Raw genomic sequence first — 15,290 nt, 5'->3', positions numbered from 1 at the left:
ACGTACTCACGCGTAGAAACGCGCTTCCTGTCGTGAATGTATGCAACTTCAGCCGAAATGGCAGGTTTTTCAAACTTTGAGTTTGTTTCCTGGCCTCTAACAGGATCGATCATAGGTTGTTATCTACGTGTGATCCATGGTTTCGGCAAAACTCGTTGTGATTTATCTCGAGCGGGCCATGAGGGGCCTTGCGACTTGCCCTAAACAATGCAGAAGGCGGTCCCATCGCCTGCGCTACGCGCCTACTTTGATCTCGGATCGGTCCGGACGAGCGGGGTGAGAGGACGAGTATGCGCAGCGACATCGGGCAGTTCACGGTTCTACGGGAACTGCAGCCGACGATCGACGACAACCTCGCGCGCCACCGCTCGACAGCTGTCTCCTGGCAGCCCACGGATTTCGTCCGGACCGAGATGTACTGGGGAACGCGTACGTCACCGCTGACCGAAGCCGCCAAGGCTGCACTGGTCACCGATCTCCTCACCGAGCAGAACATTCCGCTGTATCGGTGCGAGGTCGCGGCGTCGGGCACCGGCTCGTGGCCTGCCTGGCTCGCCGAGTGGAGCGCCGAGCGCACCCGGCATGCTGCAGCCGTCACCGACTATCTGGTCGCCACCCGCAGTGTCGATCCGACGGCACTCGGTCGAGCTCGCGCACAGTGCAAGACGGTGGGATTCGACTCCCCGATGAACGGCGCTCACCTCCTTCGCTCTCTGGCGCAGGTGACCCTCGACGAAACGATCAGTAGCGTCTGCCATACGAATACCGCGCACCAGTGCCACGATCCGGTTGCCGATCGCTTGCTCGGCCGGATAGTCGACGACCAGAAACTGCACGTCACCTTCTTTGCGAATCTGGTGTCGGCAGCGCTCGACGTCGCCCCCGCTCCGACCGTCACGGCAATCACCGAAGTAGTCATGAACGCGCAGTTGCCGGGTGCCAACCTGCCCGGCTTCGGTCGGAGCGCCATGCTCATCGAGCGGGACGGGATCTTCGATCTTCGACGTCATCTCGACGAGGTGCTGCTGCCGACGCTCGCTCGGTGGCGCGTCTTCGAGCGGACCGACCTGGGCGTCGGTGTCCGCAGCCGCGACCAATTGGCCGACTACCTGGTCCATCTCGACACCCGGGCCGCGGCAGCCGAGGCGAACCGCACCCGAACTCCGGGGTACGCAGACGCGCTGCGCGCCAGCTGACGTGAGTGCATCACGCCTTCGGCGACCATTCATCGACTAGCCTGAACCCCTGTTCGTCATTCACCGAGCCACCGGGCTCGGGGCTACTACCGGAGGCCGACACGTGACAGGGCATCGACCGATCATCGTCGGCATCGACGGTTCCGCTGCGGCCGACAAGGCTGTGATCTGGGCGGCCCTGTGCGCTCGGCGACGGGATCGGCGATTGCACATCGTGACGGCCGTCGACATGCCGGGCGTTGTCGATCTGAGCGAATTCGCGGGCGAGGCAACGGAATTCGTCGCCACGGCTAAATCGCGTCTCGCAGCGGCCGAAACGCTGGCCGTGTCGGTCGTCGACGACCCGACGTTCGAGGTGACCTCGAGTGCCGTCGAGGGCGGCGTGATGGACGTACTCATCGGCGTATCGGCCCAAGCCGAGCTCCTGGTGATCGGAGCGAGCGAAACGGGCGCTGTCACACTCTCTCTGGCCGCCCACAGCGTGTCACCCGTCGCAGTCGTACGCGGCCGGGACATCGACGGCCGTCCGGTCGCCGAGGGCCCGGTCGTCGTCGGCGTGGACGGATCCGACGTCAATCAGGTAGCGGTCGAGTGGGCGTTCGCCGAGGCCTCGGCACGTGATGCTCCGTTGATCGCGGTGCACGTGTGGTCCGACGTGGATCTGACGCGCTCTTTCGGTCGCGCGCCTGCGGATTGGCAGGCCATCGCCGACACCGAGGAAGCGTTGCTGGCGGAAAGTCTTGCCGGGTGGCAAGAGCGGTTCCCGGAGGTCGACGTCCAACGCGTCGTCGCCCAGGATCGCCCCGTTCGAGTGCTCAGCGGACTGTCCGAAACGGCAGCGGTGATCGTGGTGGGTAACCGGGGGCGCGGAGGATTCGGAGGAATGCTGCTCGGGTCGACGAGCTTCGCGCTGGTCAACACCGCAGATTGCCCGGTGTTGGTCGTCAGGAAAGCGGTCACATAGCGACGGTCAGCAAGAAGCTGACGTCTTCGAGGGCTTCGACGCTGTGCCGTGCGTCGGGGATGACGAGGAGATCGCCGGTCGAGCCCTTCCAGGTCTTCTCACCGCTGATCAGCTCCAACTTGCCGCTGAGGACGAGGACGGTCGACTCACCGCTGAGATCGTGTTCGGCCAGCTTGTTACCCGCGGCCAGCGCCACGACGGTCTGCCTCAATTTGCGACTGTGGCCGCCGTACACCGTCTGCGAACTGCGGCCACTCGACGCGCCGACTGCGAGCTTGAGTTGCTGACGGGCAAGTGCGGTGAGTGACTTCTTGTCCATAGCCGCCAGTATGACGCACCACCCGCAGCCGCGATGGGGGAATCATGAACGCGCTCAAACAGTTTGGGTAGGCTTCCCGTACTCCACATATCTGAACTGCCTACCGTCCACTCTGCTGGTGAGCCAGTCGCCCGTCTTCTTGATCCAATCGCCTTCCACCGTTGGCGCATCCGTATCGCCCGGTACCTCGACATCGATCTCGGTCACATGCAGGGTTGTGGCGAATGGCATTGCCGATCGGTAGATTTCACCGCCGCCGATGATCCACGCGGTCTCGCCTCCGGCCAGCGCCAGGGCTTCGTCCACCCCGCCGCAGGTCTCGGCGCCGGGTGCGTCGAACGAGCGATTGCGAGTGACCACAATATTGCGTCGGCCCGGGAGCGGTCGAAATCTTTCGGGCAGAGACTCCCAGGTTTTGCGTCCCATGATGACCGGATGGTTCATCGTCGCGGCTTTGAACCGGGCCATGTCCTCCGGTACTTCCCACGGAATCCTGCCGGCTTCGCCGATTTTGAGGTTGGAACTCTGTGCCCAGATCAGGCCGACCTCTCTCGGTGCACTCACACCGCTACCGGGGCCTTGATTGCAGGGTGGTGCTGATAGTCGACGATCTCGACGTCGTCGAAGGTGTAGTCGAAGATCGAATCCCGCTGTGCCAGTTTCAGAGTCGGGTAGGGGTACGCCTCGCGGGAGAGCTGCTCGGCAACCTGGTCGCGGTGGTTGTCGTAGATGTGGCAGTCGCCGCCGGTCCACACGAACTCGCCGACGTCGAGGCCGGTCTGTGCGGCGACCATGTGGGTCAGGAGTGCGTAACTCGCGATGTTGAAGGGGACGCCGAGGAACATGTCTGCGCTGCGTTGATACAGCTGGCACGAGAGCTTGCCGTCGGCGACATAGAACTGGAAGAACGCATGGCACGGCGGCAGGGCCATCTGCGGGATTTCACCGACGTTCCACGCCGAGACGATCATTCGCCGCGAATCCGGATCGGTCTTCAGAGTCTCGATGACCTGGCTGATCTGGTCGATGTGCTCGCCCGACGGGGTCGGCCACGAACGCCACTGCACTCCGTAGACGGGGCCGAGTTCGCCGTCCGGCGCTGCCCACTCGTCCCAGATGCTGACGCCGTGTTCCTGCAGCCACGTGACATTGGAGTCTCCGCGCAGAAACCACAGCAGTTCGTAGACGATCGACTTGAGATGGACCTTCTTGGTGGTGATCAACGGGAAGCCCGCGGCCAGATCGAAGCGCATCTGATGCCCGAACACGCTGGTCGTCCCGGTTCCCGTCCGGTCGGATTTGGCTGTACCGGTGTCGAGGATGCGGCGCAGCAGATCTTCGTACGGAGTCGGAACCATCACGACGGCCATCGTAGCTGCATACTGGACGCATGCCGGAATTACCCGAGGTGGAAGCCCTTGCCGGCTTCTTGCGCGAGCATGCCGTCGGTGCCGTGATCGGCCGCATCGACATCGCGGCGCTCAGTGTTCTCAAGACATTCGATCCGCCGATCACCGATCTGCAGGGTCGCGACGTCACCGATGCCGCGCGCTTCGGAAAGCATCTGGCGCTGCAGGCGGGTGACCTCTGGCTGATCACCCACCTATCGCGTGGGGGTTGGCTGCGATGGGTGGACAACCCCAGTGTTGCTCCGCCGAAACCGGGCAAGGGGCCGCTGGCGCTGCGGATCCACTTCTTCACTCCCGAGGGCGCAACCCCGGCCATCGACTTGACCGAAGCTGGTACCAAAAAACGATTGGCGGTCTGGGTGGTCCGTGATCCTCAGCAGGTTGCGAGCATCGCCCGGCTCGGGCCGGACGCGATGACGGTCACCGAGCTCGAATTCGCCGAGATACTGGGCAGCACCACCGCGCGTCTGAAGACCTCGTTGGTGGACCAATCGTTGCTCGCCGGAATCGGCAACGCCTACTCGGACGAGATTCTGCATGTCGCCAAGCTCTCGCCGTTCGCGTCGTCGAGCAAGCTCGACGCGGAATCCGTCGCGGTTCTCTATGCCGCGATGCGCTCGGTCCTGTCCGACGCGGTGGACCGCTCGGCCGGGCAGGATGCGGCGCGTCTGAAGGGGGAGAAGCGATCCGGCATGCGGGTGCACGCCAGAACCGGGCTGCCGTGCCCGGTCTGCGGAGATCCGGTGCGGGAGGTCGCCTACGTGGACCGCTCTTTTCAGTACTGCGCGACGTGCCAGACGGCCGGCAAGATTCTTGCCGACCGCCGGATGTCGCGGTTGCTCAAGTAGCGGGTTCGAGCGTCTGGCTGGCGTAGCCGCGATAGCCTTCCCACGCTTTGCGGCGATCGCTGCGCGGATCTTTCTGCACCCGAGTGCGCGTGTCGAAGATCAGCGTCTTGCGCTCGGCTTCGTCGTAGGCCGGCCACGATTCCAACGGCTTTCCGTTGGTGGCGAACGCAATCCAGTGTGACTGCACGTGCTCGGTGACCTCCGCGAACGACTTTCGTCCCCCTGTCGCGGTCAGAGCCTTGCCGAACAACGTCTCGTTGATGCCGAAGACGGCGAACAACTCGAACCCGTGGGTGGCGTCGAGGCCCAGCAACTTCATCGACCGAGGGGCGAAGTCGAAGCGATAGAAGTACGTCGGTGCGTGACGCGAATGTCCCTCGGCCACTTCGAGAGACGGCTTCCAGAACGTGAAATCCCCGCCGAAGTCGATGGCAGCCCGCTCGCTCGGGTATCCCCGGTATCCGCCGGTGACAACCGGTTCTGCCGCGGGATCGGTGAGGGAGAAGAGTTTGGAAATGCGTTCGGGGTTGGTGGGCAACGCGTCCAGAAACTTCGGAAACAGTGTTCCCTCACGGGCATTGGTGCCGATGATCAGCGGCACGTCGTGTGCGGTGCCGTTCGCGTACGCCTCGACCGGATCGACAGGAAGGAAATCACCGTCGATCACCGGGCCGAAGGGGAGCAGACCCGGAGTGCGGTGCAGCGTGGTGAGTCCGAGCTTGGTGCCTGCTCGGCCGAGTGCCAGTACCTTGGCGTTCTCCAGGGTTTCCACCGCGGTCTCGGCGGTGCCTCCGAGGTACCCGACGTACTCGCTCGCCCACTGGTCCGCCCGGTGCTTGGCGGTCGTCATGCCCGGTGCCGAGCTTTCGGCAATTGCCTGGGCGAAAAGGCCTTTCGCGGCGGGCACTGTCATCAGGGTGGTGACGGCATTGCCGCCTGCGGACTCGCCGAAGACGGTGACGTTGTCGGGATCTCCGCCGAACTCGGCGATGTTGCGCTTTACCCACTCCAATGCCGCCACCTGGTCGCGTAGTCCCAGGTTGGAATCGAACGGCCGCTCGGGGGTCGAGAATCGCGACATGTCGAGGTAGCCCAAAGCGCCGAGTCGGTAGTTGACCGACACGTAGATGATGCCGTCGCCGTCCTGCAGCGAGCGCCGGACCAGCGAACCCCCGCCGTACAGCGGGGTGGCCGACGTGCCGAGGGTGTACGCACCGCCGTGGATGAACACCATGACCGGTCTGGGTGTCGTGCTCGGCGTGCTCGGTGCCAAAACGTTGAGTGTCAGGCAGTCCTCGCTCGACGGTTGGTACTTGCCGACTGCGAGCATCGTGCCCCGCTTGTGCTGAACGGATGCGTTGCCCCACTCGGTCGCGTCGCGCACGCCCTGCCACGGCTGGGTGGGTTGAGGTGCGCGGAACCGGAGGGGACCGACGGGAGGGGCGGCGTAGGGAATGCCCCGCCAGGTGGTGAGATTTCCGACCGGCTTTCCCTCGATCATGCGGTCCGTAGTGGTCACGCGTGTTTTCACAGCCATTTCGCGATACTACCGGGCGCTTCTTACCCGGTGGTAAGAACCGGCAGGGTCGGGTACCGGGCAGACTCGAAAGCATGCCTTTCGAGTATCGAGCCGAGATAGTGGAGCTGCTGCGAGCGCCCTCGCACGCGTACTTCGGGAGATCCAAGGACGGCCCGGCCGAGGTGCCGACCGAATTGCCGGACAGCGTCGAGATCGTCGCCCACAAGGGCATCCGCGGCGATCGGTTCTTCGGGGTCAAGGCTCATACCGAGGCAGCGGTGAGCTTTCTGGCACTCGAAGCCTGGGACGCCGTCGGCGAGGTTCTGGGCGTCGACGTTCCCGACCCGGCCGTGGCCAGACGAAACGTTGTGGTCCGCGGGTTGGAGCTCGACCCACTGCGCGGACTGGAATTCGAGCTCGATTCCGGTGACGGCTGGATTCGCTTCCGGGGCGGCCGACCTGCCCATCCGTGCGCGTGGATGGACCGCATGGTGGTCGACGGCGCTCGCAAGGCACTGATCGGTCGCGGTGGATTGCGGGTCGAGCCGCTCTCGGACGGAATCCTGCGAGTCGGGCCGCTGTCGGTGCGTTCCCCGGTCGAACTGGATGCCTCGCGAGCTGCGCTGTCGATTCGGCGCGCGCAGCCCATCTAACGCGAAGACGGGGGTCAATCTTGCTCACGAAGTAAATCTGTGCCCATAATGTGAGTAATGGTGCGACGCATCACACCGGCCCGTCATGCATGGCGGCGGTCACTCTCAGGTGGAAAGACCTACCGATGTCCGATTTGTGGATCGTGATCAACACCGTCGTCGCAGTACTGGCGGTGGTGGTCTTCATCGTTCGTTTCCATTTCAACCCGGTGATCTCGCTGGTGCTCGGGGCTGCGTACCTGGGCCTGGCGACCAAGCTGGGAGTGTCGACCACTGTCGACACGATCACCGGCGGATTCGGCGAGATCATGGCCGAGGTGGGGCTGCTCATCGCGTTCGGCGTCCTGATGGGTTCGGTGCTGCAGGAGATGAGCGCCATCCAGCGTCTCGTCGGCACTTTGCTGAGAGCCTTCGGCCCCAAGCGGCTCCCGTACGCGCTGTCGCTGACCATCGCGACTCTGTTGCAGTCCATCTTCCTCGACGTGCTGTTGGTGATTTCTGCACCGCTCGCCCGCAACCTCGCCCCCAAGATCGGCAAGTACGGCACGGCGAGGTTGGCGACGGCGCTGGCCATCGCCCTGGAGTGCGGCATCGTGTTCATGGTTCCCGGAGTCGCGACGCTCGCGTTGGCCGGACTGCTCGGCGTGCCGTTGGGCAAGATGATGATCTACGGACTGATCCTCATCGTTCCTGTCGTCGTGCTGTCGGTGGCCATCATGTCGTTCGTCTTCCGGCACGGTTGGTGGAACGAGGAGAAGGACGAGCAACAGATCATCGCGGTGTCGGAGCCGGTGGTCTCGGAGCCCGTCGAGTCCGACGACGAGCCCCTCGATGCCGGCGGCGGCGTGGCCCAGAAGGTGCGCACCGAGAAGCAGACCTCGCTGCTCGTGTTGCTCTCGCCGTTGCTGCTCGCGCTCGTTCTGATTGCGATCGGTGCCGTTCTCGAAGTCGCCGAGATCTCGGTTCCGGTGGTCGAATTCATCGCCAGCCCGGTCATTGCGTTGCTCCTCGGACTGGTCGGGACGTGCCTCATCGGCCGTTACCACGTCGGTCAGGAGCGGGTGGAGAAAGCTCTCGCTCGTGGATTCGCCGAGAGCGGTCAGATCCTCATCCTCACCGGTGTCGGCGGATCGCTCGCAGCCGTCATCAACGAGGCGGGTCTCGGCGACATACTCGGCCAGTACTTCACGGCCAGTACCGCGGCACCACTGTTGATGGTGTGGGTCATCGCTGCCGCGTTGCACATCGCCGTCGGATCGGTGACGATCTCGGCCATCACCTCGGCCGGCATCCTCGCGCCTGTCGCGCCGCTGATCGGTCTCGACCCGGTGTTCATCGCGCTCGCCGCCGGTGCCGGATCACTGTTCGCCGTGCACGTCACCAGCAACACGTTCTGGCTGCTGCAGTCCTTGATGGGCCAGTCGACGAGGGGCACACTCAAGACGTGCTCGGTGGGCGTGTCGGTGGCATCGGTCATCGCCATCGCCTTGATCGTGCCGATGAGCTGGATCCTGTGACCTCTTCCGCGAATACCGAAAGGAACACAATGGCATTGCCGCTCAGTGGAGTTCGAGTTCTCGAACTCGGCAACTACATCGCCGCACCCACGGCGGCCAGGATGCTCGCCGATTTCGGTGCCGAGGTGATCAAGGTCGAAAGGCCGGGTACCGGCGACGAATTGCGCAATTGGCGGCTGTATTCCGGTACGACGTCGATGCTGTACCGCACGATCAACCGGAACAAGAAATCGATCGTGCTGGACCTGCGCACCGAACAAGGTCGCAAGGACGTCGTCGATCTCGCCGCCAAATGCGACATCGTGCTGGAGAACTTCCGGCCCGGCACGCTGGAGAAATGGGGCATCTCGCCCGAGGTGCTCAGTGCCGCCAATCCGGAGCTGATCATCACGCGTATCTCGGCATTCGGGCAAACCGGTCCGATGTCGCAGCGACCCGGATTTGCCGCTGTGGCAGAGGCGTACGGCGGTTTCCGCAACCTCGTCGGTGATCCGGACAGGCCGCCCGTGCGGGTCGGTGTGTCGATCGGTGACTCGATCGCCGGTCTCTATGCGGCGTTCGGATGTGTCATGGCGTTGTTCCAACGACAGACGCAGCGCGCAGCAGAGAAATCGGACCCGTTGTCGCTCGAACAGCGTTCCATCGATGTGGCCTTGAACGAATCCATCCTGTCGATGATGGAGTCTCTGATCCCGGATTATCTGGCGTACGGCGTCGAACGCGAACGGACGGGCGGCCGGATGGAGGGCATCGCGCCCTCGAATGCGTACCCGTGCAACGACGGTCACTCGATCATCATCGCCGGTAACGGCGACGCCATCTTCCAGCGTTACATGGAGACCATCGACCGTCCCGATCTGGGAGCCGATCCGGACCTGGCGACCAACGCCGGCCGGTGGCGTCGCCGGGACGAGCTGGACGCCGCTATCTCGGCCTGGACCGGATTGCGTTCGCGCGCCGAGGCATTGAAGATCCTCGATGCCGCGGGGGTGCCGTCGGGTCCGATCTACACCGCCGCGGATATCGTCGCCGACGAACAGTACGCGGCCCGCAACATGATTCAGCACTTTCCGGTCGACACCGGCCAGGAAGAGCCCACCGACGTCGGGTTCGTCGGAGTCGTCCCGGTGATCGGTGACGCATCCCTGCCGATCCGTTCGGTCGGGCCGGATCTGGGCGAGCACACCAGAGAAGTACTGTCGACGCTGCTCGGCCGGACCGACGAAGAGATGGGCCTGTAGATGTACCGCTTCACCCGCACCGCGGAACTACGCGACGTCACGATGCGCGACGGACTGCAGCTCACCGGCAAGATGCTCCCCACCGAACGCAAACTCGAGATCATCAGGGCCCTCATCGAACTCGGCGTGCCGGCACTCGAGATCGGCTCGATGGCACGCGGCGACAAAGTGCCGCCCATGGCCAACACCCTCGAGGTCATCGGCGAGCTGACCGCCGAGGAACTCGAGCGATGCTGGGTGTGGGTCGCCACTCCACGCCACGTCGAGAAGGCCGCTGCTGCAGGGGCTCGCAACTTCCAGTACTGCTTCTCCGCGTCGGACTCGCACAACCAGGCCAACATCGGGCGCACCACCGAGGTGTCGCTGGCCGCGATGCCCGATGCCGTCGACATCACCCGCTCGGTGGGCGGACAGATCGAGCTGTGTATCGCAACGTCGTTCACCTGTCCTTTCGAGGGACAGGTACCGCCCGATCGGGTCATCGAGATCGCCAACGACGAACGAGCCACGGGCGCAACGGATATTGTCATCTGCGACACCCTCGGACAGGCGGTACCGGTTCAGGTGTCGTCGCTGATCTCACGGGTGCGCGCGGAAACGCCGGATCGCCGGTTGGTGTTCCACGGTCACGACACGTGGGGTCTGGGCGTCGCGAACACTCTGGCCGCCATCTCGGCCGGAGCCGCGATGGTCGACGGTTCGCTCGGGGGACTGGGCGGCTGCCCCTTCGCCCCCGGTGCCAGTGGCAACACCTCGTCCGAGGACATTCTCTTCGCGACGAGGCCGGATTGGTTCGAGCCGAAGACGCTGGCACGCATGGTCTCTCTGTCGGAGGGCCTGCTGGCCGAACTGGAGGAGCCCATGCGATCGAAAACCGTGCAGGGTGCCAGGTCCGAGGCGCACGTGTTCGAGTGGGTCGTATGAGCCGCATTCTCGTCACGTCGGAAATCCCTGCTCCCGGCATGGACATTCTGCGGGCCGCCGGCGAGGTCGACCTCCGCGAGTTGGACCACGAGCAGTTGGTCGAGGCATGCGCCTCGGGGGACTACTCCGTCGTGGTCTCCCAGCTACGCGACCGGTTCGATGCGAAGCTGCTGGCCTCGGCATCACTCGTCGGGATATCCAACTATGCCGTCGGATTCGACAACATCGACATCGCGGCCGCCACACGCTACGGAATCACCGCCGCGAACACTCCAGGTGTGCTGACGGATTCGACCGCAGACATCGCGATGCTCCTCATTCTGTCCACGGCCCGCCGCGCCGTCGAGGCCGATGCCTTCGTTCGGTCCGGATCCTTCACCGGGTGGGAGCCCGAACTGTTGCTGGGCAGCGATGTCTCGGGCCGTGTGCTCGGCCTTGCCGGTTTCGGTCGTATCGCTCGGGCCACCGCTCGGCGGGCACTGGGTTTCGGAATGACGGTGAAGTTCTGCCCCCGGCCGCCCGGCGACCGAGAGGTCTCCGACGACGAACTCGGTGAGTTCGCCGGCCGCGTCGAACATGCGGCGTGGGACGAGATCGTCGCAACGAGTGACTTTCTGTCGCTGCACGTCCCGTTGTCGGACTCCACCCGGCATCTGGTCGATGCTGCCGTGTTCGAGGCCATGAAGCCGTCGGCGATTCTGATCAATACCGCGCGTGGGCCAGTGGTCGACGAGGCAGCGCTGGTGATTGCTCTACGTGAGAAATCTATCGCTGCAGCAGGATTGGACGTCTACGAACGCGAACCTGCGCTCGAACCGGGTCTGGCCGAACTGTCCAATACCGTGCTCCTACCGCACGTGGGCAGCGCGACGGTCTCGGTTCGCTCGGAGATGGCGCGCCTGTGCGCCACCAATGCCGTGGCGATGCTGCGCGGTGAGCTCCCGCCGCACCCGGTCAATCCCGAGGCCTGGGGTCAGGCGGGGTAGCGGCCGCCGAGGGTCCGGGTGATCTGTTCGGCATGCGAGATCAGCAGGTCCACCCAGGCCTCGCACTGCGACTGCGGCATCCGTAATGTCGGGCCGCTGATGGTGACGGCACCGACGATGTCCGAGGCCGAATCGAACACCGGAGCGGACAGCCCCGATGCGCCGGTCTCGCGCTCACCGGTGGTGATCGCGTAGCCGTCGGACCTTGTCTGCGCCAACAGTTCCCGCATCGTCTCGGCCTCGGTCACCGTCTGCTCGGTCAGCGATTCGAGTTCGCGGGACAGAACACGCTCGGCCAGTTCCGAGTCCCAGGCCAGTAGGACACGGCTGGCCGATCCTGCGCTGAGCGGAATGACCTTGCCGACGTACATGTCTCGTCGCAACGCATGCCGCGTCTCGGCAATGGCCACGCACACGCGGTAGTTCTGCTCGGGCCGAAAGAAGCACGCTGTCTCGGTCGTCAGATCGCGCATGTCCTTGAGGATCGGATTGATGACCGACAACACGTCGAGATCCTTGGTCGCCGTCGCGGCCCAGTACGCCATCCGCACCCCGATGCGGATGCGATCGCCGCCTCGATCCAGAAAGCCCTGTTGAACCAGGTTGGTGACCAGACGCTGCACCGTCGAGGTGGGCAGCCCGGTGCTCTGCTGAATCTCGCCCAGCGTCATGGCCGGGCGATCGAACGAGAACGCATCGAGAATCTCGGTGATCTTGCCCAGCACGAGAAGCGGCTGCTGCTTCGGCGAATTCTCGGTCACTCGACCAATCTACTCGGCAACGCGGGAGACGACCCGAGTGATCGCGTTCGGTGTCAGCATTGTGCTCCCAGTACGGGTAGCGTCCCAACGATGTCCGAGCGACGTACTCTGACCACCGGGCGAGTGGTATTTCTGGTGGTTGCTGCCGCAGCACCGATGGCGGCCATGATCGGTAATGTGCCACTGGCATTGATTCGCGGAAACGGAGCTGGGTTACCTGCCGCGTACGCGATCAGTTCAGTTGTGCTGCTGTGCTTCTCGGTGGGTTTCGCGGCGATCGCACAGCAGGTGTACAGCACCGGGGCGTTCTACACCTACATCGGTCTCGCGTTGGGTAAACCGCCCGGAATTGCTGCCGCATATGTCGCGGTTGTCGCGTATACGTCACTTGCGTGCGGGCTTTCGGGAGCATTCGGCTATTTCACCCATCTGGTCTTCGCCGATTCGGGCATCGATATTCCGTGGTACGTCTTCACCGGCGTTGCCGTGGTGATCGTGGCAATTCTCGGGTTCCGAAATGCCGACCTCTCCGCCAAGGTCTTGGGGACACTGATGGTGCTGGAGTTCGCTTTTCTGGTGGTGTTCGACGGCTTGGTCGTCGGGCAGAAGGGTGCTGCCGCAGTGCCACTGGAGTCGTTCACACCCACTCAGGTGTTCTCCGGTTCGCTCGGTATTGCCATGATGTTCGCCTTCTCGAGCTTCATCGGGTTCGAGTCCGCAGCGTTGTACGGGGAGGAGACCAAGGACCCGCGGCGGAGCATCCCGCGTGCGACGTTCATTGCGGTGTCGATCATCGCGGTCTTCTACGTCTCGACGAGCTGGATCGTCGTCGGTGCGGCAGGCGGCGTCGACGCTCCGGCGCTGGCCCAGACCGAACTGGGCAACCTACTGTTCACGCTGGCGCGTGAGTACGGCGGAACCGTGCTGTACGACGGCACCGCAGTGCTGCTGTGCACCAGCGTGCTCGCGTCGTATCTGGCGGTGCACAACGCCGCCAGTCGTTATCTGTTCGCGCTGGGGCGTGAGCGGGTACTTCCGGTGTGGCTCGGCCGAATTCACCCGCGGCACGCGAGCCCGCATATCGGGAGCATCACTGCATCGGTGGTGGCAGCGTTATCGCTGACGGGCTTCGCGGTGGCAGGTGCCGACCCCTACCTCAGCTATGCGGCCGGTGCCATCGGCCTCGGCACTCTGGGTGTCATCGCGCTGCAGGCCGCCGCGGCACTGTCGGTGGTCGTGTTCTTCATCGGCCATCCCGATCGATCCGTGTGGCGCACCGCGATTGCCCCGGGCATCGGATTTCTCGGGTTCACGACCGGATTGATCCTCGCCGGAACGCACTACAGCGTGCTCACCGGATCCGATTCTGCCGTCGTCAACGCGGTACCTGTGGTGCTCATCCTCGCAGCGATCCTGGGGGTCCTGGTGGCTCTACGCCTGAGGCGAACCGACCCGACAACTTACGCAGGCATAGCTGCGGCATATGCGCGGAGCTGAACCTGTCACCGGCGCGATTCGAGTAGTCGGAGCCAGATTTCGCTGACCGTCGGGTACGACGGCACCGCATGCCACAGATCGTCGAGCGATACCTTCCCGACCACGGCAACGGTGGCCGCGTGCACCAATTCCGCCACCCCCGGCCCGACGAAGGTCGCCCCGACGAGAGTGTCGGTGGCCCTGTCGATCACCAACTGCGCACGACCCGAGTAATCGTCCTGCTGTAGGGAGGAACCCGCGACGGCGATGTCCTGGGCCGCGATCTCGACGTCGATACCGGCTTCGCGCGCCTTGGCCTCGGTGAGCCCGACCGAGGCGACCTCGAGGGGCGTGAACACGACCTGGGGAATCTGTCCGTGGTCGGCGGTGGCGCGAAACTTCTTGTGATCGAGCGGCTTTCCCTCGGCCCGGGCGGCGATGACGTCACCGGCCACCCGTCCCTGATACTTACCCATGTGCGTCAACGGTGCCCGGCCGTTGAGATCGCCGACGGCATAGAGCCAGTCGTGGTCCCCCACAGTGAGGTGGTCGTCGACGTCGACGTATCTGCCGTCGGGAAGACCGACGGTGGACAGTCCCAGATCCGAGCTCGCCGGGGAGCGGCCCGCCGCGACCAGCACCTCGTCCACGACGAGGTCGTCGCCGCCGACCGTGAGAGTGACCGGACCACCGTGGATTCGGCCGACGCCGGTGTCGGCGGGATCTTGCCGCGACACAGCCGTCAGGGACGCGTCGAGCATGATCGTTGCGCCGCGCTGTTTAAGTGCATCGGCGACGAGCTGTCCGGCGAACGGCTCGGAGCCGGCCAGCAGGGACGAGCCGCGCACGATCATCGTGACTTTCGCCCCCAGGGACAGCAGCCACGTCGCTGCCTCGCTCGCCACGACACCGCCGCCGATGATGGCCACGTGGCCGGGGGTCTCGTGAATGTTCGTGGCGTCGCGGGAGATCCACGGTCGGGCATCGCGAAGGCCGGGCGTGTTCGGTACCGACGCGGTGGTGCCGGTAGCCAGCACCACCGCGTGCCGAGCTGTGAGCGTTCTGCCGTCGACCTCGACGGTCTTGACGCCGCTGAGCCGTCCGTGGCCCCGGATCACCGAGATGCCCGCGGACTCGGCCCACGACACCTGCGACGAGTCGTCGAGGCCGTGCGTGAAGGATTCGCGTCGGGCCAGTACGGCGTCGGCGTCGAGGGGCTGATCGCCGACCAGTTCTTTCACACCCGGCATGTTTCGGGCGGTATCGAGCACCTCGCTGGGCCGCAGGAGCGCTTTGCTGGGCATGCATGCCCAGTACGAGCATTCGCCGCCGACGAGTTCGTGTTCGACGATGGCGGCGGTGCGGCTGCTGCCTTGTATCGCGTACTGCGCGGCATTCTCACCGACGGGTCCTCCGCCGATGACGATCACATCGAATTCCGAGCTCTCTGGGGCCATTGCTCCACAGTGACATAGGC

Annotated in this window: 15 protein-coding genes; 9 read left to right on the top strand and 6 right to left on the bottom strand. The window is 64.5% G+C overall.

The features are described from left to right. Positions 1-290: 290 nt before the first annotated feature. Together CH268_RS24435 and CH268_RS24430 are read left to right on the top strand one after the other, a co-directional pair. Complete coding sequence (locus CH268_RS24435) at positions 291-1,196, top strand: acyl-ACP desaturase (RefSeq protein WP_094666136.1); 906 nt, start codon at positions 291-293, stop codon at positions 1,194-1,196. Between the two features lie 103 nt (positions 1,197-1,299). Beyond that, positions 1,300-2,160, top strand: a complete 861-nt coding sequence (locus CH268_RS24430; protein WP_094666135.1) for a universal stress protein — start codon at positions 1,300-1,302, stop codon at positions 2,158-2,160. Here the strand turns inward: CH268_RS24430 and CH268_RS24425 are convergent. Genes CH268_RS24425 through CH268_RS24415 form a run of 3 tightly spaced genes read right to left on the bottom strand, consistent with a single transcriptional unit; the run spans position 2,153 to position 3,840 of the window. Next, complete coding sequence (locus CH268_RS24425; RefSeq protein ID WP_027495987.1) at positions 2,153-2,479, bottom strand: cupin domain-containing protein; 327 nt, start codon at positions 2,477-2,479, stop codon at positions 2,153-2,155. The two genes, CH268_RS24430 and CH268_RS24425, sit on opposite strands and share 8 nt — an antisense overlap. Positions 2,480-2,533: 54 nt before the next feature. Next, complete coding sequence (locus tag CH268_RS24420; protein ID WP_032399850.1) at positions 2,534-3,043, bottom strand: dihydrofolate reductase; 510 nt, start codon at positions 3,041-3,043, stop codon at positions 2,534-2,536. Beyond that, entirely contained in the window at positions 3,040-3,840 is an 801-nt protein-coding gene (locus tag CH268_RS24415; RefSeq protein WP_027495989.1) for a thymidylate synthase, read from the bottom strand. Before CH268_RS24415 ends, CH268_RS24420 begins: the two co-directional genes overlap by 4 nt. Before the next feature lie 29 nt (positions 3,841-3,869). Here CH268_RS24415 and CH268_RS24410 point away from each other — a divergent pair, with 29 nt between their 5' ends. Next, positions 3,870-4,736: a DNA-formamidopyrimidine glycosylase family protein gene (locus CH268_RS24410; protein ID WP_027495990.1), complete on the top strand. Its 867-nt coding sequence runs from the start codon at positions 3,870-3,872 to the stop codon at positions 4,734-4,736. Here CH268_RS24410 and CH268_RS24405 read toward each other — a convergent pair. Then, a complete protein-coding gene (locus CH268_RS24405; RefSeq protein ID WP_094666134.1) occupies positions 4,729-6,273 on the bottom strand; it encodes a carboxylesterase/lipase family protein in 1,545 nt (514 codons plus the stop codon). The two genes, CH268_RS24410 and CH268_RS24405, sit on opposite strands and share 8 nt — an antisense overlap. A gap of 74 nt (positions 6,274-6,347) precedes the next feature. Here CH268_RS24405 and CH268_RS24400 point away from each other — a divergent pair, with 74 nt between their 5' ends. The 5 genes from CH268_RS24400 to CH268_RS24380 all read left to right on the top strand — a co-directional run bounded on the left by CH268_RS24400 (position 6,348) and on the right by CH268_RS24380 (position 11,576). Then, on the top strand, positions 6,348-6,908 hold the full coding sequence (locus CH268_RS24400) for a molybdenum cofactor biosysynthesis protein (protein ID WP_032365947.1): 561 nt from the start codon (positions 6,348-6,350) through the stop codon (positions 6,906-6,908). A 125-nt stretch (positions 6,909-7,033) separates the two neighbouring features. Beyond that, positions 7,034-8,425 carry a GntP family permease gene (locus CH268_RS24395; protein ID WP_094666209.1) on the top strand — a complete coding sequence of 464 codons (1,392 nt, stop codon included), beginning with the start codon at positions 7,034-7,036 and terminating at the stop codon, positions 8,423-8,425. A 29-nt stretch (positions 8,426-8,454) separates the two neighbouring features. Beyond that, the gene (locus CH268_RS24390) at positions 8,455-9,666 is read left to right on the top strand and encodes a CaiB/BaiF CoA transferase family protein (RefSeq protein WP_094666133.1); all 1,212 of its coding nucleotides are present in this window, start codon (positions 8,455-8,457) and stop codon (positions 9,664-9,666) included. Next, the gene (locus tag CH268_RS24385) at positions 9,667-10,590 is read left to right on the top strand and encodes a hydroxymethylglutaryl-CoA lyase (RefSeq protein ID WP_094666132.1); all 924 of its coding nucleotides are present in this window, start codon (positions 9,667-9,669) and stop codon (positions 10,588-10,590) included. Beyond that, positions 10,587-11,576, top strand: a complete 990-nt coding sequence (locus CH268_RS24380; RefSeq protein WP_094666131.1) for a 2-hydroxyacid dehydrogenase — start codon at positions 10,587-10,589, stop codon at positions 11,574-11,576. Before CH268_RS24385 ends, CH268_RS24380 begins: the two co-directional genes overlap by 4 nt. Here the strand turns inward: CH268_RS24380 and CH268_RS24375 are convergent. Beyond that, positions 11,564-12,337, bottom strand: coding sequence for an IclR family transcriptional regulator (locus CH268_RS24375; RefSeq protein ID WP_255182490.1), 774 nt, complete (start codon positions 12,335-12,337; stop codon positions 11,564-11,566). The two genes, CH268_RS24380 and CH268_RS24375, sit on opposite strands and share 13 nt — an antisense overlap. Positions 12,338-12,427: 90 nt before the next feature. On the opposite strand from CH268_RS24375, the gene CH268_RS24370 reads away from it, so the two are divergent. Then, positions 12,428-13,834, top strand: coding sequence for an APC family permease (locus tag CH268_RS24370; protein WP_094666130.1), 1,407 nt, complete (start codon positions 12,428-12,430; stop codon positions 13,832-13,834). Between the two features lie 5 nt (positions 13,835-13,839). Here the strand turns inward: CH268_RS24370 and CH268_RS24365 are convergent, their stop codons facing one another. Further along, a complete protein-coding gene (locus tag CH268_RS24365) occupies positions 13,840-15,270 on the bottom strand; it encodes a dihydrolipoyl dehydrogenase family protein (protein ID WP_094666129.1) in 1,431 nt (476 codons plus the stop codon). Positions 15,271-15,290 lie beyond the last annotated feature (20 nt).

Origin of the sequence: Rhodococcus sp. 06-1460-1B (genome assembly GCF_002258475.1) — a bacterium.
GTDB classification, from domain to species: domain Bacteria; phylum Actinomycetota; class Actinomycetes; order Mycobacteriales; family Mycobacteriaceae; genus Rhodococcoides; species Rhodococcoides fascians.
This window is presented reverse-complemented; position numbering and strand designations above follow the sequence as displayed.

What these genes read in the sequence shown, in the direction of transcription:
- CH268_RS24435 (WP_094666136.1), top strand. Translation starts at nt 291, where the DNA reads ATGCGCAGCGACATCGGGCAGTTCACGGTTCTACGGGAACTGCAGCCG.
- CH268_RS24425 (WP_027495987.1), bottom strand. Translation starts at nt 2,479, where the DNA reads ATGGACAAGAAGTCACTCACCGCACTTGCCCGTCAGCAACTCAAGCTC.
- CH268_RS24410 (WP_027495990.1), top strand. Translation starts at nt 3,870, where the DNA reads ATGCCGGAATTACCCGAGGTGGAAGCCCTTGCCGGCTTCTTGCGCGAG.
- CH268_RS24405 (WP_094666134.1), bottom strand. Translation starts at nt 6,273, where the DNA reads ATGGCTGTGAAAACACGCGTGACCACTACGGACCGCATGATCGAGGGA.
- CH268_RS24400 (WP_032365947.1), top strand. Translation starts at nt 6,348, where the DNA reads ATGCCTTTCGAGTATCGAGCCGAGATAGTGGAGCTGCTGCGAGCGCCC.
- CH268_RS24395 (WP_094666209.1), top strand. Translation starts at nt 7,034, where the DNA reads ATGTCCGATTTGTGGATCGTGATCAACACCGTCGTCGCAGTACTGGCG.
- CH268_RS24390 (WP_094666133.1), top strand. Translation starts at nt 8,455, where the DNA reads ATGGCATTGCCGCTCAGTGGAGTTCGAGTTCTCGAACTCGGCAACTAC.
- CH268_RS24385 (WP_094666132.1), top strand. Translation starts at nt 9,667, where the DNA reads ATGTACCGCTTCACCCGCACCGCGGAACTACGCGACGTCACGATGCGC.
- CH268_RS24380 (WP_094666131.1), top strand. Translation starts at nt 10,587, where the DNA reads ATGAGCCGCATTCTCGTCACGTCGGAAATCCCTGCTCCCGGCATGGAC.
- CH268_RS24370 (WP_094666130.1), top strand. Translation starts at nt 12,428, where the DNA reads ATGTCCGAGCGACGTACTCTGACCACCGGGCGAGTGGTATTTCTGGTG.
- CH268_RS24365 (WP_094666129.1), bottom strand. Translation starts at nt 15,270, where the DNA reads ATGGCCCCAGAGAGCTCGGAATTCGATGTGATCGTCATCGGCGGAGGA.